Raw genomic sequence first — 24,746 nt, 5'->3', positions numbered from 1 at the left:
CAGTTCGCCCTTCGCTCAAAGTCCGAGAACGGACTTAGCCAGAATGTTCTTCTGAATCTCATTGGAGCCGCCCACAATCGAGACATGACGCGCGAAGTAGTGATTCGGCGCGATCGTGAGCGCCCATTCGGGTTCTCGGACTGGTTCGCCAAGTCCACGCAGGAAGTCGAGATCAAGTGGTAAAGCGTCAGGACCTGCCACTTCGAGGAGCAATTCAGCTGAGAGTTGCTGTAGCTCGGAACCCTTGATCTTCAGGATCGAAGTCTTCGGGTCGGGCAAGTGGCTCTCCTGCGCGTTGCTCTCAGCGATCACGCGCATCTGCGTCATCTCCAGGGCCTTCAGCTCTACCTCAACTGCCGCGACGCGTTCGCGAAAACGCGGGTCGTCCCACAGCACACCGTCACCACACGGCACGCGCTTCGCAAGATCCTTCGCGTAACGCACGCGCATCTTCGAAACGCCCACGCGCGCGATGCCGCTGCGCTCGTTGCCGAGCAGATACTTGGCGTAGTCCCAACCCTTGTTTTCCTCGCCAATGCGATTCGCAACCGGTACGCGCACGTTATCGAAGAACACTTCGTTGGTTTCATGGTGGCCGTCGATCGTGATAATCGGGCGAACAGTCAGGCCCGGTGTCTTCATGTCGACCAGCAGGTACGTAATGCCCTGCTGCTTCTTGCCGCTCGAATCCGTGCGCACGAGACAGAACATCCAGTCGGCGTGATGCGCCGTCGAAGTCCACAGCTTCTGCCCGTTGATGATGTAGTCGTCCCCGTCGCGGACCGCCTGGGTTCGAAGCGCGGCTAGGTCCGAACCGGCGCCGGGCTCGGAAAATCCCTGGCAAAACCAGTATTCCAGGCTCGCGATGCGAGGAAGGAAATGGCGCTTCTGCTCTTCGCTGCCGAACGCGATCAGAACCGGACCGATCATGTTCACGTTGAATGACAGTGTCTCCGGCGCCGGCGCCATGTGCAGCTCTTCCTTGAAGATGTACTGCTGCACCGCGCTCCAACCCGTGCCGCCCCACGCGTTATCCCACGCTGGCGTCGCCCAGCCGCGCTCGTAGAGAATGCGTTGCCAGCGGCGCAGGTCGGCCGCCGAATAACGCTGCCCCAAAGTCGCCTTGCGTCGAATGTCGGAGGGCAACGCTTCCTTGAAGAAGGCTCTCACCTCATTACGGAACGCCAGCTCTTTGTCGGTATATCGCAGATCCATGAGTGTCTCGTTTCGTCTTTATGGCTCGCCTGCCGGGTTCGGTCAGGCCAGCGTTCCGGCTTCTTTGAGCTCGCCGATGCGGCCCGGATCGAGCCATGCGGCCAGCGCGGCGTCGAGCGTGGACGCGTCGGGCGCCTCGGGCGCCGTCGGCGTCGCGGGCACGGTGGCGGAAAAGCGTGGCGCCGGCGCGGGCTGCACGATGCCGTCCACTTCGATGAACGTGCCGCGCGCTTTCAGATGCGCATGCTCGGGCGCCTCGCTCCACGACAGAACCGGTGCGAAGCATGCATCCGTCTGCTCGAGCAACGTGGTCCATTGCTCGCGTGTGCGGCCCTTGAACTTCAGCGCGAACAGCGCGCGCGCGGCGGGCCAGTTGCTTGCGTCGAGCTGGGTACCCAGCGTTTGGGGGTCGATGTCGAGCAAGCGAAGCAGTTCGAGATAGAACTTGTCCTCGATGGGACCGACCGTGATCCACTTGCCGTCCGCACACTCATACACGTCGTAGAAGTGCGATCCCGAATCCGTGATATTCGTCCCGCGCCCGTCTCGCCAGATGCCGGCGGCCTGCATGCCGAAGAACGTGGTGGCAAGGTTGGCTGTACCGTCGACGATTGCGGCATCCACGATCTGACCGGTGCCGCCGTTACGCGCATGCAAAATCGCCGAAAGCAGCCCCATTGCAAGGTACAGCGATCCGCCCGCATAGTCGCCGATCAGATTCAGCGGTATCGAAGGTGGCTGATCGCGGCGGCCAATTGCGTTGAGCACACCGGTGATCGCGATGTAGTTCAGGTCATGCCCGGCGTACTGCGCGAGTGGACCTTCCTGGCCCCATCCCGTGATGCGTCCGTAAGCGAGCTTCGGATTGCGTTCGAGGCAGGCTTGCGGGCCCAGCCCGAGTCGCTCTGTCACGCCGGGCCGGAAACCTTCTATCAAGGCGTCGGCGCGCTCCACCAGCGTAAGCACGAGTTCGACTGCCTCCGGATCTTTGAGGTCGAGCGCAATTGTCTTTCGGTTGCGCAGCAACAGGTTGTAGCGCAGCGGCCGCTCGATACCGAGCTTGACCGGCTGGCGACGCTCGATGCGTAACACCGTCGCGCCGAGATCGGCGAGCAGCATCGCCGCCATGGGCCCAGGCCCGATCCCGGCCAGCTCGATGATTCGAACTCCTGCAAGCGGACCCATGGTTCATCCCTTGCGAGCGTGGGCGCGCATGGCGTCCCATTGTTCGTCGGTCCAGTCCTGCATCGCGCGGAAGGTCGGGCCACCAACACCTTGCATCCAGCGGCCGCCGTCGATCACGATCATGTCGCCGTTGATGTAGCCGGAGCCATCCGAGGCCAGATAAGCGTAGAGATCGGCGAGTTCCGTATGCTCGCCGAAGCGCCTGAGAGGCACCGAGCGCTCCTGCGGCTCGACCTGCGAGCCCGGCGGGTACAACTGCTCCCATGCGCCCGGCGTCGGGAAGAGACCGGGCGCCACCGCATTCAGGCGAATGCCTTTCGGGCCCCACTCGACGGCGAGGCTGCGGGTCATTGCGAGAACACCGGCCTTCGCCGCAGCGGACGGCACTGTAAAGGCCGAGCCGGTCATCGTGGGCGTCGACACCGTGCTGATCACGTTGCCCGAGTGACCCGCGTCGATCCAGCGCTTGCCCGCCGCGATCGTGCAATAGAAGCTGCCGTGCAGCGCGATGTCGAGCACAGCATCAACCGCGCGCGCCGACAGGCTTTCCGTGCGCGCGATGAAGTTGGCCGCGGCGTTGTTCAGCAACACGTCGAGCGGCCCATCCTTCCAGACGGCGTCCATCATGGACTCCACGGACTCCGCGCTGCGCACGTCCGCCTGCACCGTCGTCACGCGCGCGCCAGGTACGACACCGCGAAACTCGTCGGCCGTCGCGTCGAGCACTTCCTTGCGGCGGCCACAGATGACGAGCTCGGCGCCCAGTTCGAGGTAGCGTCGGCCGATACTTTTGCCAAGGCCAGTGCCACCCCCGGTGATGAGAATTCTTTTGTTCTTCAACAGGTCAGGCGTAAACATATGCGTTGAACTTCCAGTAGAGACAGCAACGGAGAATGGCAGTGTCAGGCACCCGTGAAAATCGGCTTGCGCTTTTCCATGAAGGCCGCCACCGCCTCGGTGTGGTCGCTCGTTTGACGGGTCAGCGGATTAAGGTCAGTTTCGAGGCGGCAAGCGTCTTCGATCGAATTGCCCGCGTTGGCGAGGCTCGCCTTCAGGAGCGCCAGCGTCACCGGCGGATAGCTCGCGAAGCGCGCTGCGCTCTCGATCGCCGCATCGAGCGCGCTGCCGCTCGCGGCCACCTCGCTGACGAGACCGAGCTGGCGCGCCTCGGCTGCGTCGATCACATTTCCCCTGAGCATCAACTCACGCGCCTTGCCGCCGCCGACCTTCTGCGGCAATGTCCAGAGAATTCCGGTGTCGGGAAGCAGGCCGACCCTCCCGAACGCACACGAGTACTTTGCCGAATCAGCACTGACCACGACATCGCAAGCAGCAGCCAGTGAGAGCCCCGCCCCGTAGCACGTGCCCTCCACCGCTGCGACGACCGGCTTTGTGCCCGTATAAATCAGCTTGAAGAGACGCACGCCCACTGCGATGCGCTCACGAAGCGCCAACAACGGCGGAGTGGTCACCTGCATTTCGGACAGGTCGCCGCCCGCGCAGAAATGGCCGCCCGCGCCCGTCAGCACGATTGCGCGCGTGTCCGGGTCATCGTGCATGAGCCGCTGGAACACCTCCGTCAGCGCGAGGCGCATCTTCATGGAGAACGCGTTGCGACGCTCTGGATAGTTCATCGTGACGATGGTCACGTCGCCTTGACGGCGCACCTGCACGATCTCTTCCTCGCCCCCGGCCTTTTCACTCTGCTCGATACTCATCGCATTGCTCCCCGCGCTCACTCACCCGTGAAGACCGGTGTGGTCTTTTCCATAAACGCCCTGCAGGCAGCCTGATGGTCTTTCGACTGGCGCAGGATGGGCTGATAGTCGATCTCGGCTTTCAACGCGCCTTCCATGGTCGTCGCGTTGGTGAGCGCGTGTTTTAGCAGCGCCACGCCGAGCGGCGGCAAGTCGGCGAGACCGCGTGCAACTTCGATTGCCTTTGCGCACGCGCTACCCGGCTCGACGACTTCGTTCGCCAGGCCGATCTTTACCGCCTTGTTGCCGTCGATCTCCGTGGCGAGCGATAGCATTTCCCTCGCGCGAGCCATGCCGATGCGCTTCGGCAGCGTCCACAGAATGCCGGTATCCGGAATCAGCCCCACGCGCAAAAACGCCGCGCAAAAGCGCGCAGTGGAAGCCGCGACGACGTAGTCAGTTGCCACCGCGAGCGACAGCCCGGCGCCGAAGGCTACGCCTTCCACGGCTGCCACGACCGGCTTCGGTCCCGCCTGCATCTCGCGCACCACCACGCACGACTCCGCCAGAATCTCGCGACTTTGCAGGATCGTGCGCTTCGTCATCTCGGAGATGTCGGCGCCCGCGCAAAAGTGCTCTCCCGCGCCCGTCAGGACGATCGCGCGCGAATCCGGATCGTCGACCATGAGCCGATGCATGATGTCGCGCAACAACTGACGCATCTGGCGTCCCATTGCGTTCCGGCGCCTGGGATTGTTCAGCGTCACGATCGCGACCGGTCCGTCGCGAGTCACCTCGATCAGCGACGTCATATCTTTTTCTGCCGTTTGTGTTTCGCTCATGTTGGCTTCCTCAGTCGGCCACGAACATTGGCTTGCGCTTCTCCATGAAGGCGCTCACGGCCTCCTGGTGTTCGCGGCTGCGGCGCAGGATGGGCTGCAGGTTGACTTCGGCCTCGATCGCGTCGTCGAGCGTGCGGATGCCCGTCGCGAGCGCGGCCTTGAGGTGTGCGGTGGCCACCGAAGGAAGTTCCGCGTACTGTCGCGCCACCTTCATCGCAGCGTCGAGTGCCTCGCCAGGTGCTACGACCTGATTCGCAAAACCGGTCTCGCCAGCTTCGGCGCCATCGAACTGGCGCGCACTCAGCATCAGCTCGCGTGCAAGACCTCCGCCCACGCGCTGCGACAGGGACCAATAGAGCCCTGTATCGGGCAGCAGCCCCACCTTGACGAAGGCACTCGCATATCGCGCGGCCGACGATGTGACCACGTAGTCGCAAGCAGCGGCGAGCGAGAGCCCAGCGCCAAACGCGAACCCCTCGACAGCAGCGACGACCGCTTTCGGGCCTTCGACCATCAGTCTGAAAATATCGAGCGGCAGTTCGTTGCGCTGGCGATACTCCAGCACCTTGCGCGCCTGCATTTCCGAGATATCACCGCCCGCGCAAAACGTATTGCCCGCGCCGGTCAGGACTATCGCACGGCAGTTTTCCTCGTGATGCATCAGGCGATAGAGTTGCGCATGCAACGTCTCGCGCATCTTCAGCGAAAACGCGTTGCGCCGTTGCGGATAGTTCAATGTGACGATCGCAACTGCACCGTTTTGTCGGACCTGTACGATCTCCGCTGCATCGTTGCTGGTCTCTTCGCTCATCTGTCCGTCTCCTGTCGATCAGCGTTAGCCCTTTAGCGTGTCGACTGGTGTTAGCGCTTTAGCGCTTACATCAGTCCCATGCAACGCCTTACCCTGATCCCATGCAAAGCTGTTGACAGTGACCCTCGTGGGTGGCGTGTCTTACAGCGTTTCCTGTGTCCCGAGAATCACCGTAGCCTGGCTCGAGAGCACACCTCCGTTGCCGTGCGCGATCGCCAGCTTCGCGCCGGGGATCTGACGCTCACCGGCACGGCCCGTCAATTGCCGCATCGATTCTTCCATCAGAAATAGCCCATACATGCCGGGGTGAACGCAGGACAAACCGCCGCCGTTGGTATTCACCGCGAGCCGGCCGCCTGGCGCGATGCCACCCTCCGAAACGAAGTCGCCGCCTTCGCCTTTGGGGCAAAAGCCGAGGTCCTCGAGAAACAGAATGGTGTTGATCGTGAAGGCGTCGTAGAGCATCGCGACGTCGATATCGCCTGCTTTCACGCCCGCCATTTCATATGCACGTCGGCCCGATTGCGCTGCCGCAGTCACCGTGAGATCCGGCATGCTCGCTATTTCGCGATGCGAAGTGGCCGAAGCTGCGCCGAGCAGATACACGGGCTTGTCGGTGAGATCACGCGCCCGCTCGGCGCGCACCATCACAACCGCCGCCGCGCCATCGGTCACGAGGCAACAATCGCGCACGGAAAGTGGGTCAGACACGAGGCGCGCGCCCATCACATCTTCGATCGACAAGGGCGTACGCATGTACGCTTCAGGATTGAGTTGCGCCCACTTGCGCGCGGCCACGGCCACTTCGGCAAGATGCTCGCGCTTCGTGCCGTACTGGTGCATATGCCGCGCCGCCGCAAGTGCATAAGACGACACCGGATTCATCGGCCTATACGGGCTCTCCCACGGCGAGGGGCGCGACGACTGCACAAGCTTGCCTGCCGCGCTGCGCTGATTGCTCCCGTATGCGATCAAGGCAACGTCGATCTGTCCCGTACACAACGCCATCGCCGCGGTGTGCGCGTAGATCTCGAACGCCGAGCCGCCGCTTCGATTATTGTCGGTGAACTTCGGGTTAATACCGAGGTACTCGGCAAACGTAAGACCCGAGAGCATGTCGTCCGGCGTGCACACGAAAAGCCCGTCGACATCGCCAGGCGTAAGCCCTACCTGAGCCAGCGCGTCAACGGAGGCGCGCGCAGCGAGGTCCAGCGACGACAAGCCAGGTGCTTCCCCAATCCCATAGGTGGCACCTGCCACCAGTGCGGTACGCCCGCGCAAGTTGAATTCCATTCGATCTACCTTTCATCGGTGCGACCGGCTCTTGACGGCCGGTTGCGGGTTAGCGGGCGTCAAGCTGGCTCGAACACAAGCAGTGCCGCATCCCCCCGGTACACGATCTTCGCCTGCACGGGCATGCCGATGCGCACAGCCTCCGGCTCGATGCCCTCTACACAGCTGAGCATGCGCACACCTTCATCCAGATCGATCACTGCTACGTTGTAGCTTGGCGTGGGCGATTTCTGGCGCACCACGGTAGTTGAATAAACCGTTCCCTTCCCGCAGGCTTCGACCCACTCAAGGTCGCGCGCACCGGTAACCGGTTCCGCCACCCGCGGGTAGAACACGTAGCGGCCGCTGCTGCGGCTACGCTGAATCATCAAACGGCCCTCGGCCAGAAATTTCTGATAATCGACTTCAGGACAAAGAGAGTCCATTCCCCGCTCCTCCAAATCGTTTTGCGATGGGCTCGCGCCGAATCGAGCCGCGTTATCGGGTCAAAATGGAACACATAACCGAACATTGTTCCAAATACTAAACGCATAGGAAGGGCGCTGTCAACGGTGGGAAACCCCTTCCATGCCCCGCCGAGCAAGGCTGTAACTACATCCCGACCAAATTCCCGACGCACCTCGGACAAACCCGCGGCAGCCGGTTTCAGCGCTTGACGACTCACAAGTGCTTCGTTTACTTTATCGAACATTGTTCACAAACATGAAGACACACCGGGCAGGATTCGGAAGTGGCCGGCGGGGCGGGTGACGTATCCGCACTCCAGAGACGAATCCGAGCCCGGCCGGGGAAACCGCTAGCAAGAGAGCTCGAAGTGACATACGAACTAACAGACGACCAGGTGCAGATTCGCGACCTCATCCGTCGCGTCGCAAGGGAGCGCGTGGCGCCGCGCGCCGACGAGATCGACCGTACGGCCGAGTATCCGCACGACATGTACGCACTGCTCAAGGAACTGGGCCTCTTCACGTTGCCGTTTCCTGAAGCATATGGCGGCGCCGGGAGCGTGATGTCGGCCTGCATCGCCGTCGAGGAGTTCGGGCGGGTTTGCTACAACACAGGCTATCTGCTGGTCGTGCAATGGACGCCCTTCGGAGCCATTCTTGAAGGCGGCACCGATGAGCAGAAGGCCCGCCTTCTGCCCGGACTCGCCTCAGGCGACTTGCGCGGCGCGCTCTCCATTACCGAAGCTCAAAGTGGCTCCGACGTCTCGGGCATTCGCACTACGGCGCGCCGCAAGAACGGCGGCTATGTGCTCAATGGCTCGAAGATCTGGTGCACGAATTCGCATATCGCCGACTTCATTCTCGTCGCCGCCAAGACGCTCGATGAGGAAGGACAACCGCTGGGCATCAATCTTTTTATCGTTGACCGCAACACACCTGGTCTGACTATCGGGAACGAAGAAGACAAGATGGGCGCGCGCGGCGTGGCGTCGTGTCCCCTCTATTTCGACGACGCGTTCATCCGCGCCGAAGACCGTCTCGGGCCGGAAGGCGGCCAGGGGTTCAAGGTGGCAATGGAAGCGCTCAACACGAGCCGTCCCATCGTGGCCGCGCGTGCTGTTGGCATCGCGCAGGGTGCAATCGATCACACCGTCAAATTCATTCAGGACCGCGTTGCGTTCGGTCAGTCCATCAGCAATTTTCAGGGAGTGCGCTGGATGATCGCCGACATGGTTACGCAGACCGAGGCCGCGCGCCAGCTCGTCTATCGCACGGCGTCACTGGTCGACGCGGGCGTTCGCGGCCGTGAACTCGCCCCAATGGCCGCGATGGCAAAGATGTTCGCATCGGACGTCGCGATGAAAGTCGCGACCGACGCCGTACAGCTTTTTGGCGCCGCAGGCATCTCCAACGAGTACCCGATCAACCGATATTTCCGCGACGCAAAGGTAGTGCAGATCATTGAAGGCACCAACCAGATCCAGCGCAACATCGTCGCGGACAACGTGCTGGGCCGCATCAAGAAGAACTGACAACGACAGCTGAGCTAACTAGCGAGCCGACAACAACAGAGGACAGGCGATGGAAGAAATCGAAACGGTTGGTCTGGGAATTCACTGGGAGGACCTGCCCGTTGGACGCAAGTTCAAGACGGTGGGCCGGACGGTCACAGAAACGGACGTCGTGAATTTTGTTTCCGTGACCGGCATGCTGGAAGTGCTGTTCACGAACACCGAGTTTCTGCGGGAGCAGTCGGCCATCAAGGGGCGCGTCGCGCCGGGCGCGCTGGTGTTTACACTCATGGAAGGGCTGCTCACTCAGGCCACCATGCAGGGCGTCGGCTTCGCCTTCCTGAACATGGAACTCGATATCAAAGGCCCGACCTATGTCGGCGACACGATCCATGTGGAATGCGAGGTCATCGAATGTCGGCCTAGCAAGGGGCGCCCCGGACTTGGGCTTGTGCGCACCCGCAATCGCGTGATCAAGCAGGACGGCACGGAAGTGATGGTGTACACGCCCCTCAGGCTCGTTAAAGGCAAGGAGTACAAGGCCTGAGCATGGATAATCCACAACAACCCCTCGAACGGGCGACCGGCCCGTTAGCCGGTGTCCGCGTGATCGACCTGACCATTAACGTGCTCGGTCCGGTCGCCACGCAGCTGCTCGGCGACATGGGCGCAGACGTCATCAAGATCGAACCGCCCGAAGGCGACCAGAACCGAAAGAACGGTCCCGGCCGCAATCCCGATATGGCCGTGTTCTATACGATCATGAACCGCAACAAGCGGAGCGTGATCCTGAACCTCAAGCAGGCCGAATGCCGCGAAGCGCTGCTCAAGCTCGTCGAAACCGCCGACGTGATCGTGCACAGCATGCGCCCGAGTGCCGCCGAGCGCCTCGGAATCGACTATGAAACCGTGCGGGCGCGCAATCCGCGCATCGTGTATGCGTCGGGCGCCGGCTATCGAATCGACGGCCCCTACAAGGACCGCCCGGCTTTCGATGACGTGATCCAGGGCGAAACCGGCATTGCTGCGATGAACCGTGACGCGGGCGGCTCGCCGCGCTACTTCCCCACCGTGATCGTCGACAAGTTCTGCGGTTACGTGCTGGCGTCGTCGATCGGAATGGCGCTGTACCACCGCGAGCGTACCGGCGTCGGCCAGCTCGTGCATGTGCCGATGTTCGAGACGATGCTGCAATTCAATCTGTTCGAGCATCTTTGGGAAGGGGCGCTGGGCTCCAATGACGGAACCGGCCTCGGCTATCCGCGCATGTTCTCGCCGCACCGCCGGCCCTACGCGACAAAAGACGGCCATATCTGCCTACTCGCCGTGAACAACGAGCAATGGCGCCGCGTGCTGTGCGCAATCGATGCCGCGCACCTGCTCGAAGACCCACGCTTCTGCCACATGGCAGAGCGCATGCGCAACATCAACGAGCTGTACCGCATCGTCGGCGACGCTATCCTCAATAAGACGACTGCGGAATGGAACGCCATCTTCGCCTCGGCGGACGTGCCGCACGGTCCAGTACGCGACCTGAAAGACCTGATGCACGATGCGTACATCAAGGAGACCGGTTTCTTTCAGCGCTTCGAGCACCCAACGGAGGGCGACATGGTCATGACCTCGATACCGGTGCACTTTTCCGAGTCGCCTGGCAACGTACGCTACCTACCGCCGAATCTCGGCGAGCACAGCATCGAGGTTCTGATCGAAGCGGGTTACAGCGCAAGCGAAGCCAGTGCGCTCTTCGCCCGGGCCACGGGAAGAACCGAACAAGTCTCTGAAGCGCTGAGCAAGGAATAACTGGCGCGAAAGCGTCTCGCATATTACGGAGGGAATCAATGAAGGGGCTCAAGGAAAAGGTCGTCGTCGTCACCGGTGCAGCAGGCGGCATCGGATCCGCCATCAGCAGACGATTCGGCGAGGAAGGCTCGACCGTCGCGCTGTTCGACCTTAACGAGGAAGGCGCTGCACGTGTGGCGGCGGAAATCGAAGCAGCGGGAGGTAAGGCGCGCGCGTACCGCGTCGACATCACTGACCACGAAGGTGTGCACGCCGCGGTGGCGAAAGTCGAGGACGAGCTCGGCCCCATCGAGGTCCTCGTCAACAACGCCGGCTGGGACATGGGCGCATTTTTCCTGCAAACCGAAAAGCCGTTCTGGGACAAGGTGGTCGCTATCAATCTCTACGGACCCCTGAACATGCACCACGCCGTTCTGCGGCGGATGGCCGAACGCGGCCGTGGCCGTGTCGTCAACATCTCGTCGGATGCGGGACGCGTGGGCTCTTCGATGGAAGCGGTGTACTCGTTCTGCAAGGGCGGCCTTATCGCATTCACGAAGACGATGGCACGCGAAATGGCCCGTCAGCAGATTCCCGTCAATGTCGTTTGCCCCGGCCCCACCGCGACTCCTCTTCTGGACAACCTCGCACAGGGCGAAAAAGGCGAACGCATCAAGGCGGCGCTCGTCAAGGCCGTACCGTTCGGCCGCATGGGCCAACCGGGCGACATCCCAGGTACGGTTGCCTTCCTCGCGAGTGACGACGCCGCATTCATCAGCGGCCAGGTCATCAGCGTGTCAGGCGGTCTGACAATGGCCGGCTAGACGGCGCCGCGAACGCGATCAACAAACAACATTGGAACACGAAATGGAATTCAAGGACATTAGCTATCAGGAGGCGGACGGGGTCGCCACGATCACCATCAATCGCCCGAAGGTCTACAACGCATTCAGCGCCAACACTGTTGAGGAACTCATCAAGGCCTTCGGCCTCGCTGGATGGAACAAGGATATCGGTGTCGTCGTGCTCACGGGTGCGGGCGAGAAGGCATTCTGCACCGGCGGCGACCAGTCCGGCGACGGATACAACGGTCGCGGCACAGTAGGTCTGCCGATCGAAGAGCTCCAAAGCATCATCCGCGACATTCCGAAGCCCGTCATCGCACGCGTGAACGGCTATGCGATCGGGGGCGGCAACGTGCTCGTGACGATCTGCGATCTTGCCATTGCTTCCGAGACCGCGGTCTTCGGCCAGGTCGGCCCAAAGGTAGGATCTGTCGATCCCGGTTTCGGCACCGCCTACCTCGCACGAATCGTCGGCGAGAAGCGCGCGAGAGAAATCTGGTATCTGTGCCGCAAATACAGTGCGAAAGAGGCGCTCGACTGGGGTCTCATCAATGCGGTCGTGCCGCCCGAGCAGCTCGACGCGGAAACGAAGAAGTGGTGCGAGGAGATTCTCCAGATGAGCCCCACCGCAATTGCGCTGGCAAAGCGCTCGTTCAACATCGACACCGAGAATATTCGCGGCATCGGTGCATTTGCAATGCAGGCGCTCGCGCTCTACTACGACACGGACGAATCGAAGGAAGGTGGCAATGCGTTCCGCGAGAAACGCAAGCCTGAGTTTCGCAAGTACGTGAAATAAGTCAAAGCCAAAGCGTGGCGACGGATCGGCCAACCGTCGCCATCCCTCATCTTTTCGATCTTCGCGCGTTTGCATCGAATGCGACGTGCCCGGGGACGCACGTAGCTTCCGCCTCCCTTGGCCGCGGTTGGATTCTCAAAACCGATAGTTCCATGCCTGGTTAGTACGACCGCGTTCGGCAACCTCGCCCCACGCAAACCAGGCTTGGGGTTCTCTTCTATCGCCAAGACGGCGCCAACGACCTTCAGTTTGCGGCGTGAAAGCAGTTGTCGCACCCGTGCCCAGCATGTCCGGCATATGGCCCTTCGGGTCGGGAATAAACTCCCATTCAGCGCCTGACGATGTTCGTACCGATACCCGCTTCGGCCAGGGTTGATTGGACAGAAGTTCGACAGTACCGGTTACATTCGTATCGAGAACGAGTTCTCCGCGTTCGTTTGTCAACAATGCGAAGCCGATGCGGTCGGTACCGAGAACGAAGTGACCCGCGTCATAGCTACCGTCCTTGTAGCGCGTACCCCATGTGTACCAGGTCCGATGGTGCTCCTTCGGGCGGAATAGGGGATCCTTGCCGCCGTACATTCTGACACCCTTCGGCAGATAGGCCTTGTCGAACGCCATCACACCGCGAACAGGCTTGCCAAGCGCGATGCCTTTCATCTCATAGATCTGCGACACGTAGAGCTCGCTACCTGACGGCTCCGCGATGTACCACTGCAGTCCGGGTCCCATCAAAGTGCCAGCGACGTCGAGCGCTCCGCCATCGGTCCAACGAATTGTTTCGCCATCGGCCGACATTTCGAGCTTATACGGATTCCCCGTCGCCCCGTCCGATGAACGCCATGTGGCGTATCCGCCTTCCGCCAAAGCGACAGCTTCTGTCGCGGCCTTTGTGAAGACGTCAGGCAAGACCCTCAGTGCGTCCTTGCCGACGTTCGACTGTACGAAAAGACCCTGCCGCGCAGCATCCGGCTGAAAGTTGAAAGTTCGGACCCACTCAGACATATTGCCATCTTCGTCTCGAAGACAACCGTAAATAAATGACATTTGCGGTGGCAGGCCCAGCAGATCGGCCATATCAAGCATCGTCTCCGCAGAAGGCTGGTGCGGCCCCACGATCGCCTTGCCTCCGAATGCGCCGGCTGGGGGCCAAGGCAACGACTTGTCCGCGCTTGCGGGACGAGACGTTGCCCACGCGCCCCCTGGCGCGGCCATGTCAAAGAGGCCGTTGGCGCCGATGGCCGCTGCGCCCAGAACTCGAATTGCCGTGCGGCGATCCATATCAGGAGCCTGCCCAATTCCACACTTATCAGTCATTGCATCTCCGTGTTGTCTTATCGGTTTCCCGGACTAAAAGGCACGATTTAATCCCTGTAATTGCAAGCGACAATTACGTCATCAATACTTTCAAGCCACGCTCCCGACATTGACAAACACGAACCGGATCTGCCGCGCGACCTGCCAGTGATGCAGCAAAAAAATTGGCACGGCATTTCCTGGATGTCGCCAAATTGTTCGAGGCAAGGTAGATCGGCGGCCCGTCAGGACTGACGAGTATGGCAACGGCGCCCGTCCACTGGCGCCGATGTCATCGCCACAAACAGCGCGCCTGTACAATTAGTCGGCTGCGGCTAGTGCCTTTAGCGAACTCATGTCAATCACAAAGCGATAACGCACGTCGCTCTTGAGCAATCGCTCATATGCGCGATTGATATCTTGTATCCTGATCATTTCCACATCGCAGTTGATGTTGTGCGTAGCGCAGAAGTTCAGCATCTCCTGCATCTCCCCTACACCTCCAATGGCGGAACCCGCTATCGATCTGCGCCCCATCACCAGCAAACCGCTGTGAACAGGCGGCGCAATGGGGCCAATCAAGCCAACCAGGACAAGTGTGCCATTCAACCGTAACGTAGACAGGTAAGGGTTGAGGTCATGCGGGGTTGGGATGGTATCGAGAATGAGATCAAATCGCCCGGCCGCAAGACCGATTTGCGCGGGGTCGCTGGACACCAGCACATGGTCTGCACCGAGACGCCGAGCCTCTTGCTCCTTTCCGGCGCTGCGCGTGATCAGCGTCACCTCGGCGTTCATCGCCTTGGCAAATTTCAATCCCATATGACCGAGGCCGCCCAGACCGACAACAGCAACCTTCTGACCTCGCCCGACATTCCAGTGGCGCAAGGGTGAATAGCTCGTGATCCCCGCGCACAACAATGGCGCTGCTGCCTTAGGGTCTAGACCGTCCGGAATCCGCAGCACAAACTTCTCCGAGACAATGATCCGCTCCGAGTAACCACCGTACGTCGGTGACCCATCGTGTCGGTCGACACCGTTGTACGTTGGCGTAGGCTTTTTCAAACAATATTGCTCTTCACCTTCACAACATGGTGAGCAATCGCCACAGGAATCGACAAGGCAGCCAACGCCAACGATATCGCCCGTCTTGAATCGGGTCACCGACGCGCCGACCTCGCTGACACGGCCGATGATTTCATGCCCGGGTACGACCGGATAGCGGGTATTGCCCCAATCGTTATGCGCTTGATGAAGATCCGAGTGGCACACGCCGCAGTACTGGATTTCAATGACTACGTCATCGACCCGTGGATGGCGCCGGGTGAACTGGAAAGGTGCGAGCGCGTCCCCCGGAGCGGCAGCAGCGTAGCCGTTGATAACATCTGTCATGGATTCCCCCAACACGGATTTGTTACGACGATCTTTCAGTTCATCAGTCCAAGATGGCGCATATCTGCGAGATACTTGCCAATGAAGCGCGCAGAGATATGGGGAATCCGTCCATCGCCTCCGACCATGTATTTGCGCACATCGTCTTCGAACCTGGCGGATGGCACGCTGTTGCCGGCGACACGGGACCACGGGACGCCAAACTGATGAATCAGCGGTAGCGAAGATTGCTGGCGCGCCTTCTCTGGTAGAGCACGCAACGCCGTCTCAAAGCGGGCGAGCCAGTCGGCATACTCGTCAATGCGCCTTATCTTGCAGCCGTCGACGACCGCCCAATCGACAAATGTATCCATCGAAATTCCGTCATCGTGAGGATTCACGACGTGCCACGTCCTATAACCCGTCAACGCGTTAGCACCGAGCATGGCAATCGATTTCGCGGTGAAATCGACCGGCAAACCGTCGTAGTGCGGGTTCGCGCTACCGTCCGAATAAAAGCTCCGCGGAGCGACACCGGTGATAACGATGCTTAGAAGCCATCGTGTGAACATGTCGGGAACATTGACCTGCCCTGTGAACTGGCTATGGGCCAGAATCATGCCCGAGCGGAATACGGCGACCGGAAGACCAAATCGCTCGTGGGCATCGCGTAAAAGGGCTTCGCCGGCCCATTTGCTATTCGCGTAGCCGTCCGCATAGCGGTCTCCGTCGAGAGGACGAACCGGCGTCGCCACGCGCACGTCCGCGTCCTCATCGACCAGACCGCCGTCCGGGACCGCCGCAGCAGCGACAGTTGAGACGAAGCTGATCGGCTTGATTCTGCTCGTCAATGCGAGACGTATCAGTTCCGCGGTGCCAAGCACGTTAGGGCCGAAAAGCTGCGAATACGGCAATACGTGATTGACAAGCGCAGCCGGATGAACGATGAGATCTACCTCATCTGCGAGGCGTTGCCATGCGGCGGAACTCAACCCGAGATTATGCTCACCCAGATCCCCGGCTAGAACTTCGAGGTGTTGGGCGGCGAGCGCTTCGAACTGCTTCCGCAGATTCGCGTCGCCAGTATCGAAGGCCTGCGCGATACGGTCGCTGGCCGCGGATGCATCGCGGCCTCGCATGATGCAGATAACCTTGCCCCCAACCGCGGCCACACGCTGCAGCCACTCGAGACACAGAAAGCGGCCGAGGAAGCCGTTTGCACCTGTGACCAGCACAGTCCGAACGGGAGCACGGGCGGGGCTCAGATCGGACGCATTTGCAAGCGTTTCGGCATCCACAAATCTGTCGATGGTCAGGTCGCTGGCACAGATCTTCGTGGCGCCGCGACCATGGATCGAAGCGAACGTCGGGCGCTGGTGACCGGCCTGTCTCGCACGCTCGATGTAACGGGACACATGCAATAGACCGCCGCTCGGGTTGTTGATAACGCCTACCGGCACTTCGATACCATAAATCTCCTCCAAGTGAAGGGAACACGAAAGTGCCGATAGCGAATCTCCTCCCAGTTCCGCGAAGGTCGCATCCACCGGAAGGTCCGTAACGCCGACGCCCAATGTCGCGCCTGCGATTCGGGCGACCACTTCCGCCACCGGTGCATCCCGACTTTCGCGGCGCAATGACTCGAGCTCGTTGGCCTGACTGGCGGCGATCTCGCTATACAGATTTTCCAGGCGGATGCCGTAGCGCTCTTTGAACTTGGGCCGTTGGTATTTTCCGATACCAGCCAGCAGGCCGTTTTCGACGCTGAACGGCTCACGCTCGACAATAAAATCTCGTGGCACCTCGTATGCGTTAAGTTGTTCCGCACGTGCAACGTCCTTGATGGCCTCTCGCAGTGCCGACTTGATTGCCCGATCGTCGCCGGCAATGCCTTTTTCCACTAGAGTGCCTTCATTCGGCACGAATACTCCAAGCAGATACGATCGCTCGCTAGTGCCGTATAAGTACACCTGACGAATCAGAGGGTGGCCGTTGGTATAAAGGGCCTCCAGTCGCGATATCGCCACGAATTCGCCCTGCGCGAGTTTGAGCACGTTATTGCGCCGGTCCACGTAGACCAACTGGTCTTCGCCGACCTCGGCCATGATGTCGCCTGTCTTGTAAAAGCCGTCCTTGTCAAACACCGATGCGGTGACCTCGGGCCTCCTGAAATAGCCAAGCATGATGCTGTTGGTCTTGATGAGCAACTCGCCACGCGGATACGGACGATCCGTTTTGAAATACCCGAGTTCGGGAACATCGTCGAGTTTGTATTCGACGACAGGTGGCCGCATGACATGTGTATTGCGTACTGCACCGGCAATCTCAGTCGCACCATAATGGTCATCCAGCTTGAATCCGAGGCAGTCTTCCATGAACTGCCGCAAGTCGGGAGCGAGAGGTGCGGAGCCGAAGTTTCCACTCAGCAGGCGTCCGCCTAGCACCCGATTGCGAACGTCCATCATTAGTTGATGCTTCAGCACATCGATATCTGCCATCTCGGATCGACGGCGCTCAAGTGCAACGTAATATTGCTGATAAACCATTTCGCAGATACGCGGCACAATCCCCATCGAGGTCGGACGGGCAAGCCCAATATCATCGAATAGGGACGAAAGATCGGCCGTGGCGGTGAAGTGACAGGTGCCTCCCGAGCCGAGCGTCGAAAATACCCCACTGCGCCCGAATGAATGATTCATAGGCATGTAATGCATATACAGCAGCGGCAGCGGCGTAACCGCGCACCAACTCGCCTTCACCATCGACTCCGGGTACATGGCGCCCTTGGGCGATCCAGTGCTGCCAGACGTGTAATAGATCGTGCACATCCTTGTTTCGGTGCCCTCTTCGGCATAGAGCGGCGCCGGCTTCAGTTGACTTCCGCCGTCAAGGGCCTCGTGCAACGTAAGGATAAGGTCGGGGATGCCGGACGCAGCCAGTCGTTTGCGCGCATGCTCGCAACGCGCCCGCTCGTCATCGACCTCCGGATGAAAATCGAATAGCAACAGCCCTGAAGGGCGATGCCCGTCTAGAACAAGATCGACTGCAGTCTCAAGGCACTCGAGGCTTGTCGCCAGCCACCGGGGTTGCACCTCCTTCACGATATCGCGTAGCTGCTGGTGAGGCGCGTTGGTCTGAAGCGGGACGACAACCGCGCCGTTGTGGATTGCTGCAAGGTCAACAGTCGTAAAATCAACCCCCGCAAACGCCATCACGCAGATGAGGTCGTTCGCGCGCAGCGGACTGCTTTCGCTGTGGTACCAGGTATTCGCGAGTGCACGAGCTCGCGACCACAGTTGCAGATACGTAATGGTCTCAAAGGCGGTGTCCAACTGAAGCGAGGCCCGTCCCGTAACCGGATCGGTCACCAGGCTCGTCGCCCGTCGCGCCAGCGCCGGCCGTTCCGCGTAAGCTTCAAGACAGACAGCGACGACCTGCGCCAAACCCAAGCCTGGGCGCAGCTTCGCTTCGTTCACAGCTGCAAGGGGCAACGCATCCCGAAACTGCCGGTCGCGAGCGGCGAGCCCTTCGATCCGGTCTGCAATCTGATTTGCTCCGCTGACACCGACTTTCCCGCTCACTGCGTTCTCCTTCTCTTTGCTCGCCAACACTTTTGTTCCCTCGCTTCGAATGAACAGGCCTGCGCGGCGGGAATACGTCGAGTTGTACCGGGCTACAACTCGCTTCACCCGCCGCCACGCCGCCCAAGCATGCCGATCGCGAGGGCCCCCTTCAGGCGGTGTCAATATTTACGGAAGTTCACGCCAACTCGCGTGCCCAGATCCTTCAGCCGGTTCACCGGACGATCGCCGTGCTCCGGTGCCGCTTCTCCCCACGCAAACCAGACGTCGGGTTCGCGTGTGTCGCCAACGCGGCGCCAGCGGCCGTCCACTTGGGGGTTCTTCAGCGTCCCGAGACCCACCAGGCGCCCCTTCGGGTCGGGAATGAATTCCCACTCATCGCCGAATGCCGAGTACCGGATGCCTTCCTGCCAATAGCCGCTTGCACCGAAGTCCACCTTGCCAGTCACGTCGTAGGTATAGCGCACCTCCCCCTTTTCGTTGCCGAGAATCGCAAACCCGAACATGTCATTGCCAAGCGTGAAGTGTCCAAAATCGATGCTGCCATCCTTGTAGCGCGTGGCCCACGTGTACCAGACGAGTTCCAGCTTCTCCTGCACAAGCGCGTCTTTCGTCTTGTAGATTTCACCGCCCTCATACATGTAAATCGGATCGAAGCCGATCATGCCGCGCACCTTCTTGCCCAGAATCGTCCCTTCCATCTCAAAGATATTCGCGACGTAGTACATGCCCGCGTCGCGTCCCGGCAGATACCAGTGCATGCCGGGCTTGACGAGCTTGCCCTTGATATCCATGCCGTTCTCTTCGTACCAACTGCATTCTTCCGGCGTCCAGGTCACGTGAAAACGATTGCCGGGCGCCTGCGGATGGCTACGCCAGTGGATACGGTCGCCTTCGAGCGCTCTCGAAAAGCCATCGTTCGGCACAGACTCCTTCCCGACGGGATGCATGTGCATACCGTCGTCATGCCCGAGCGTCGTACAAAGATAAAAGCGGCGACGAGTGTCCTTCGCGTCTGTCTGCAGACCGGCTGGAATTCGTCGCATCGGGCAGTAGATTTCGCCATCCTCGTCGCGAAACGTTCCCCACAGATAGAGCGCCTCCGGCGGCATCCCGAAGTAGGCGCGGTTGGACATCATGTCGTCGATGGTGGGTTCGAAGGCACTGACGAGAGGCTGCCAGCCAAAGTCGCCGCGGCGCGGCATAGTGGGTTTCGTGTCACTCATGGTCGATATCAGGTCACGATGATCAAGTGGTTGTGGTGACTTACTATAGGTATCCCGGCTCGCGGAGAAAAACCAGTCGATTCGCGCGCTTTGCCCAACACACGCGGTTCGAGAAAATGCCGGTACTCCATTGGCGCTAACGCATTGATTTGCCTGACTTCGCTTCCGCCCGCGCGGACACATCGGCTTTGCGTCTGAAAACCTCGTTACATGTAACGATATGTGCGATATATTGAACGGCATTCGCATTCATATCCAGACGAACCGATATGGCAAAGTCGTCCGCAGAACGTGTCGCCGACTATCGTGCACGCAAGGTGGCCGAGGGTATGGCGAGCCTGACGCTGATCGTGCCGGTGGCAGATGTCGCGCTCTTTACCCAATTCGCTGCGCTACGCCGCGATAAGCTGCGCGAAGGCAGGCATCCTGCCGACGCGCCGCGTCAGCAGTGGCTTTCGATGCTGACCGCGATGACACCCGCGCCGCCCCCATCCACCACGCCGCGACGCAAACGCAATGCGCTCGGTGCTCCGATTACGCGCGCTCAGACTCTTTTCGTGTCGATGCTGAAGCACATCATCGATCTAGGATGGCCTGCGGGACTGCCTCTCGGCTCTGAGCAGGAGTTGATGAAAGTCCATGGAGTAAGTCGCGCCGCGTTGCGTGGAGCGATCCGGCTGCTCGAGCATCACTCGATCGTTAAAATCCAACGCGGCGGTAGCGTAATCGTCGCCCAGCCGGACCTGAGCGCGACGATGCAGGCAGTCGGCGTCTATCTGGAGTATGCGGGCATTGCGCCGCGCGATATTCTCGCGACGCGCCGCACGCTCGAACTCGCCGCCCTGGATCTCGTGATTGAACGTCTCGACCATGAAGGCGAGCAACGACTGCGCGAGCTAGTACAGGCCGAGGTGCAACTCGACGGCCGGGCTGGCGCCGATGAGCTGCTGCGATTCCATTTCCTGCTCGCTGAACTTTGCGGCGATCCAGCACTGCGCCTCTTCACCGGCATCGTCCTGCAACTGGCCGATGCCCATTCCACATTTCACCGGCGAAGCCGCCCTGATCGCGACCGCGTCGTGGCGAGGATCAAGGAATACCATCGGGAAATCGCGCGGGCGATTATCGCCCGCGACAGCAATCGGGCTCGCGGGCAGATTGCCGAGTACATCGCGGGCATCAGAACGTGGCTAGAGTAGTGGCCGCGCTGTCCGCCTCAACGATCGCCGATCTTGATCCACCATCCGCTGCGGCCGGACTCGATCACTGCCTCCACCACCCTATGCGCGTGGGCGGCCTCTTCGAAGCTCGGTGACGATGCGGGCTTTTGCTCGATGGCTTCGAGTATGTCGTGCAACATCCAGCCTATCGACACCATGTAGGGCCGTCTACGTCATCAGCGTGCTCAACCGGCTCGACGCCGCTACCGCGTCGTCGATGATCTCGTCGAAAATTACCTCGATCTTCCTCACCCCGTCAGCAAAGACCGCAGCATGGCCGTAGTCGATCATGCCCTTGCGCGTGTCACCAGTCACGTAAGCCTGGTGTGCGAGGGCGCCCATCACGTGAGGACGGAACCGCTCGAACTCGCTCACCTGCGCGCGATCCAGTTCCAGGACCGCCTCGGCGCTGTCGTTGCGAAGCACGCGGTGATGGTCACGAATCGCAGACTTGACCACGACGCTTTCGCTGCCGTCGCCTGCCACCACCTTCGCTTTGACATCAGGGTGGATCCACAGCTCCTCGGCCACCATCATGCGCGTACCCATGATGACCGCGTCAGCGCCCATCGCCAGCACGCCTGCAAGCTGCCGCCCGGTGCCGATGCCGCCGCCGATCACAACCGGCAAACCGATTTCCCGCGGCGCCTGCGCGGCCTGCACGATACTACCGATCTGGTAGATGCCCGGATGCCCGCCGCATTCATTGCCGACGACGATCACAGCGTCGACGCCCATCCGCACCGCCGTATGTGCATAGCGCACAGCGGGCACCTTGTGCAAGATTTTGATGCCCGCCTCCTTGAGCAACGGCACGACCGTCTCGGGGCTCGCACCGGCCGTCTCCACGCACGCAACGTTCTCTTCGATCAGAATGCGGATCTGTTGCTTGACTCGCTCCACGCCGCCCGCTTGCCGCGATATGTAGAGATTGACACCAAAGTTCTTTGCACCGGTGAGTGCTCGACAGGTGCGCAACTCGTTGTGGAATTCATCGGAATCGGGAAAGCCCGCGCCGACGATGAAGCCCATGCCGCCTGCGTTGACGACGGCCGCGACATACCGTGCGTCGGATACGCGCGGCCCGAGACCGCCGCAAAGAATAGGATGGCGAATGCCGAGCAGGTCAGTGATCCGCGTCCTGAACAGCTGGGGGCGCATGATGCTTCCTCCCGCAGGTCAGCGGAACGAGATCGAGTGGCCGCCATCCACCGCGATCGTCTGGCCGTTGATATAGCCGCCCGAAGGCGAAGCGAGCATCACCGCGAGCCCAGCGATCTCCCCGACCTCGCCGAAGCGCTGCGATGGATTGCGACCCCGGTACCATTCGACCATCGCCTCGTCCTCCCATTGCGACCGCGCCATCTCGGTCTTGAAGGTGCCAGGCGCGATGCAATTGGCGGTGATCCCCTTTGCGGCAAATTCCATCGCGAGGTTTCTCACCAGCTGCATGTCGGCGGCTTTGGTGAGCCCGTAGGTTCCGGTCACCGCATCGCCGAACAGGCCGACTACGGATGCCACCGAAATGAAGCGCCCATAGCCACGCTCGATCATGCCGGGCATGGTCATCTGGGAGAGCCAGATATTGCTCTGAACGTTTACCTGCATGAACTTGTTAAACGTTTCGTCTTGCAGATCGAGTGTGGATCCTATCCACGGATGAATCGCCGCATTGGCCATCACAATATCGACGCTGCCCCACTCACCATTCGCCGCAGCCACCAAACCTTGCAGTTCGGCTTTACGGCCGATGTTGCAAGCGAAGGGCAAGGCCACGCTGATGCCGATCCTTTCGTTGATGGCTTGCGCGGCAGTTTCGCAGGCGTCGGCGTTACGGCCGGAAATGACGACTTTCGCGCCGTGTTCCGCCATGCCGAGCGCGCTGGCATACCCGATGCCGCGACTCGATCCCGTAACAATTGCGACCTTGTCCGTGAGGTCGAAAAGCGATGAGCGCATACATACTCCACAAAAAGAGGCTCGCCGACTAACGAGACGTCCACCGTTCTTAATCAGGCTTGCTTGCGTTTCTGCTGGGCGACGAACGCCGACGCGATCTCGTGATGCTCGTCGCTGAGCGTCGCCTCCAGTTGGCGTGCGAGTGTCGTGTCGAGCATCTGGGCGGCACTTCGATGAAGATGGAGGTTCATCAGTTTCTTGGTTTCGCGCAGCGCGTGGCGCGGTTGCTTGAGCAGCTTTGCCGCAAGTGTCAGGGCCTCGTCCATCAGCTTGTCGGGATCGACAACCCGATTGGCAAGACCAAACTCAACGGCTTGCTGCGGTGTGATGCGATCGCCAGTAAAGATCAGCTCCTTCGCTCGCAGCAAACTGGTGTAGAGCGGCCACGACACGGAGATCCCGTCACCGACAACCAGACCGATATTGATATGCGGCTCCGCGAAAAACGACTTCTCCGACATTAGAACAATGTCGCACAGTGTGGCCATCGTCGCGCCCCAGCCCACTGCAGGCCCGTTGACGGCCGCGATAAGCGGAATCGGCACGTCAATGAAGCCGTGTATCGTTTGACGCGCATTCTCCTGCACTCGCCGCGCAAACTCGGGGTCGTCGATCGTCTTGACGAAGTGATTCATGTCTCCGCCAGCGCTGAACGCTCGCCCCGCACCGGTGAGAATGCCGACGCGCGCCTCGGCATCCGAAGCCAGCGCGGCAAAGAGCTTCGGGTAGCTGAGCAGCATTTCCGTGGTCGACGCGTTCAAATCGTCTGGTCGATTGAGCGTAATGATCCGGAGGCCGCCATCGGCCTTCACTTGAATGTCGTCTGGAAGATCGTAGAGATTTGCCATGCGAATCCCCGTAGGGCGAAGTTGCCGATTGAGCTGACGCGACGGCGTTCACGTCGCGTGTTTCGGACGGGCGATCGATTATTTCCCCACCTGCCATGTCATGCCGACGCTTTGCTTTCTTTGCGCTAATGCAGCCTTCTCGATTTGCAAGGCCTCTCCCAGCGAAGCTAACGCACCCTGATCGATCACGCGCTTGACCGTCGCGACGAGATCCGGTCGGCGGCTCGCAATCGTCTTCGCAAGTGACGCTGCCCGCTCCATCACCTGATCGTGGCTGACCACCTCGTTCACGAGGCCAATGCGCCACGCCGTGGCCGCGTCCATCAGGTCGCTGGTAAAGCTGATCTGCTTTGCCCACCTCGGACCCACGATATAAGGCAACCTCGAGGTCATGCCGCCTCCCGCGAGCGCACCGATCTTCGTGTGCGTGTCGGCAAAGCGGGCACGCTCGGACGCGATGATGAAATCACATCCCATTGCAAGTTCCAGGCCGCCAGTAATGGCAGCGCCATTGACCGCCGCGATTACTGGTTTACTGATGCGCGGCCACATGTCGATCATTTCCGCGACTCTCGCGCGCGGCGCATCGGGCGCGGAAAAGTCATTCAGGTCGAGCCCAGCACAAAAGGCCGGATCGGTGCCCGTCACGATAAGGACGCGCAAGCTTTCGTCTGCTTCGAAACGATGCAATGCCTCGACGAGGAGTTCGGTCAAAGCGAGGTTCAGCGCATTACGCGCTCCGGGGCGGTTCAGCGTCAAGGTGAGAACCGCTTCGTCACGCTGCACGCCAAGCAAATCAGTTGCTTGCGAGTTCATAGC

The 24,746-nt window shown here is 60.6% G+C and carries 23 protein-coding genes; 6 read left to right on the top strand and 17 right to left on the bottom strand.

Features of this window, described 5'->3' with window-relative positions; genetic code table 11:
• Window positions 1-15 precede the first annotated feature (15 nt).
• The 8 genes from L0U81_RS33115 to L0U81_RS33080 all read right to left on the bottom strand — a co-directional run bounded on the left by L0U81_RS33115 (window position 16) and on the right by L0U81_RS33080 (window position 7,468).
• Complete coding sequence (locus tag L0U81_RS33115) at window positions 16-1,215, bottom strand: acyl-CoA dehydrogenase family protein (RefSeq protein ID WP_233810435.1); 1,200 nt, start codon at window positions 1,213-1,215, stop codon at window positions 16-18.
• A 42-nt stretch (window positions 1,216-1,257) separates the two neighbouring features.
• A complete protein-coding gene (locus L0U81_RS33110) occupies window positions 1,258-2,400 on the bottom strand; it encodes a CaiB/BaiF CoA transferase family protein (protein ID WP_233810433.1) in 1,143 nt (380 codons plus the stop codon).
• A 3-nt stretch (window positions 2,401-2,403) separates the two neighbouring features.
• Entirely contained in the window at window positions 2,404-3,258 is an 855-nt protein-coding gene (locus L0U81_RS33105) for an SDR family oxidoreductase (protein ID WP_442793487.1), read from the bottom strand.
• 44 nt (window positions 3,259-3,302) lie between these two features.
• Complete coding sequence (locus tag L0U81_RS33100) at window positions 3,303-4,118, bottom strand: enoyl-CoA hydratase/isomerase family protein (RefSeq protein ID WP_233810429.1); 816 nt, start codon at window positions 4,116-4,118, stop codon at window positions 3,303-3,305.
• 17 nt (window positions 4,119-4,135) lie between these two features.
• Window positions 4,136-4,939, bottom strand: coding sequence for an enoyl-CoA hydratase/isomerase family protein (locus L0U81_RS33095; RefSeq protein WP_233810427.1), 804 nt, complete (start codon window positions 4,937-4,939; stop codon window positions 4,136-4,138).
• A 10-nt stretch (window positions 4,940-4,949) separates the two neighbouring features.
• The gene (locus L0U81_RS33090; protein WP_233810425.1) at window positions 4,950-5,750 is read right to left on the bottom strand and encodes an enoyl-CoA hydratase/isomerase family protein; all 801 of its coding nucleotides are present in this window, start codon (window positions 5,748-5,750) and stop codon (window positions 4,950-4,952) included.
• 141 nt (window positions 5,751-5,891) lie between these two features.
• Window positions 5,892-7,043: a thiolase gene (locus tag L0U81_RS33085; protein ID WP_233810423.1), complete on the bottom strand. Its 1,152-nt coding sequence runs from the start codon at window positions 7,041-7,043 to the stop codon at window positions 5,892-5,894.
• A 59-nt stretch (window positions 7,044-7,102) separates the two neighbouring features.
• Window positions 7,103-7,468 carry a Zn-ribbon domain-containing OB-fold protein gene (locus L0U81_RS33080; RefSeq protein ID WP_233810421.1) on the bottom strand — a complete coding sequence of 122 codons (366 nt, stop codon included), beginning with the start codon at window positions 7,466-7,468 and terminating at the stop codon, window positions 7,103-7,105.
• A gap of 389 nt (window positions 7,469-7,857) precedes the next feature.
• On the opposite strand from L0U81_RS33080, the gene L0U81_RS33075 reads away from it, so the two are divergent.
• Genes L0U81_RS33075 through L0U81_RS33055 form a run of 5 tightly spaced genes read left to right on the top strand, consistent with a single transcriptional unit; the run spans window position 7,858 to window position 12,426 of the window.
• Window positions 7,858-9,021, top strand: coding sequence for an acyl-CoA dehydrogenase family protein (locus L0U81_RS33075; RefSeq protein WP_233810419.1), 1,164 nt, complete (start codon window positions 7,858-7,860; stop codon window positions 9,019-9,021).
• A 49-nt stretch (window positions 9,022-9,070) separates the two neighbouring features.
• Window positions 9,071-9,547, top strand: a complete 477-nt coding sequence (locus tag L0U81_RS33070; RefSeq protein WP_090870024.1) for a MaoC family dehydratase — start codon at window positions 9,071-9,073, stop codon at window positions 9,545-9,547.
• 2 nt (window positions 9,548-9,549) lie between these two features.
• The gene (locus L0U81_RS33065) at window positions 9,550-10,803 is read left to right on the top strand and encodes a CaiB/BaiF CoA transferase family protein (RefSeq protein ID WP_233810417.1); all 1,254 of its coding nucleotides are present in this window, start codon (window positions 9,550-9,552) and stop codon (window positions 10,801-10,803) included.
• Window positions 10,804-10,841: 38 nt separating this feature from the next.
• A complete protein-coding gene (locus L0U81_RS33060; RefSeq protein WP_233810415.1) occupies window positions 10,842-11,606 on the top strand; it encodes a glucose 1-dehydrogenase in 765 nt (254 codons plus the stop codon).
• Window positions 11,607-11,649: 43 nt separating this feature from the next.
• The gene (locus L0U81_RS33055; protein WP_233810413.1) at window positions 11,650-12,426 is read left to right on the top strand and encodes an enoyl-CoA hydratase-related protein; all 777 of its coding nucleotides are present in this window, start codon (window positions 11,650-11,652) and stop codon (window positions 12,424-12,426) included.
• Window positions 12,427-12,561: 135 nt separating this feature from the next.
• Here the strand turns inward: L0U81_RS33055 and L0U81_RS33050 are convergent, their stop codons facing one another.
• The 4 genes from L0U81_RS33050 to L0U81_RS33035 all read right to left on the bottom strand — a co-directional run bounded on the left by L0U81_RS33050 (window position 12,562) and on the right by L0U81_RS33035 (window position 19,900).
• Window positions 12,562-13,743: a hypothetical protein gene (locus L0U81_RS33050; RefSeq protein WP_233810411.1), complete on the bottom strand. Its 1,182-nt coding sequence runs from the start codon at window positions 13,741-13,743 to the stop codon at window positions 12,562-12,564.
• Window positions 13,744-14,043: 300 nt separating this feature from the next.
• Complete coding sequence (locus L0U81_RS33045) at window positions 14,044-15,114, bottom strand: NAD(P)-dependent alcohol dehydrogenase (protein WP_233810409.1); 1,071 nt, start codon at window positions 15,112-15,114, stop codon at window positions 14,044-14,046.
• 35 nt (window positions 15,115-15,149) lie between these two features.
• Complete coding sequence (gene car, locus L0U81_RS33040; RefSeq protein ID WP_233810407.1) at window positions 15,150-18,674, bottom strand: carboxylic acid reductase; 3,525 nt, start codon at window positions 18,672-18,674, stop codon at window positions 15,150-15,152.
• A gap of 161 nt (window positions 18,675-18,835) precedes the next feature.
• Window positions 18,836-19,900, bottom strand: a complete 1,065-nt coding sequence (locus L0U81_RS33035) for a hypothetical protein (protein ID WP_233810405.1) — start codon at window positions 19,898-19,900, stop codon at window positions 18,836-18,838.
• Between the two features lie 329 nt (window positions 19,901-20,229).
• Here L0U81_RS33035 and L0U81_RS33030 point away from each other — a divergent pair, with 329 nt between their 5' ends.
• A complete protein-coding gene (locus L0U81_RS33030) occupies window positions 20,230-21,099 on the top strand; it encodes a FadR/GntR family transcriptional regulator (RefSeq protein WP_233810403.1) in 870 nt (289 codons plus the stop codon).
• Between the two features lie 17 nt (window positions 21,100-21,116).
• On the opposite strand, the gene L0U81_RS33025 is transcribed toward L0U81_RS33030, so the two are convergent.
• From L0U81_RS33025 to L0U81_RS33005, 5 genes are all read right to left on the bottom strand, one after another.
• On the bottom strand, window positions 21,117-21,260 hold the full coding sequence (locus L0U81_RS33025; protein ID WP_233810401.1) for a hypothetical protein: 144 nt from the start codon (window positions 21,258-21,260) through the stop codon (window positions 21,117-21,119).
• Window positions 21,261-21,288: 28 nt separating this feature from the next.
• Window positions 21,289-22,281 (bottom strand): NAD(P)H-dependent flavin oxidoreductase, encoded by a 993-nt coding sequence (locus L0U81_RS33020; RefSeq protein ID WP_233810399.1) that lies wholly within the window; start codon window positions 22,279-22,281, stop codon window positions 21,289-21,291.
• A gap of 18 nt (window positions 22,282-22,299) precedes the next feature.
• On the bottom strand, window positions 22,300-23,079 hold the full coding sequence (locus L0U81_RS33015) for an SDR family NAD(P)-dependent oxidoreductase (protein ID WP_233810397.1): 780 nt from the start codon (window positions 23,077-23,079) through the stop codon (window positions 22,300-22,302).
• Window positions 23,080-23,132: 53 nt separating this feature from the next.
• Window positions 23,133-23,927, bottom strand: coding sequence for an enoyl-CoA hydratase/isomerase family protein (locus L0U81_RS33010; protein ID WP_233810395.1), 795 nt, complete (start codon window positions 23,925-23,927; stop codon window positions 23,133-23,135).
• Window positions 23,928-24,005: 78 nt separating this feature from the next.
• Window positions 24,006-24,743, bottom strand: coding sequence for an enoyl-CoA hydratase (locus L0U81_RS33005; protein ID WP_233810393.1), 738 nt, complete (start codon window positions 24,741-24,743; stop codon window positions 24,006-24,008).
• Window positions 24,744-24,746 lie beyond the last annotated feature (3 nt).

The sequence above is a fragment of the Paraburkholderia sp. HP33-1 genome (assembly GCF_021390595.1).
In the GTDB taxonomy this organism is placed as follows: domain Bacteria; phylum Pseudomonadota; class Gammaproteobacteria; order Burkholderiales; family Burkholderiaceae; genus Paraburkholderia.
The sequence above is the reverse complement of the archived record's forward strand: the minus strand, read 5'-3'. Positions and strand labels throughout refer to the sequence as shown.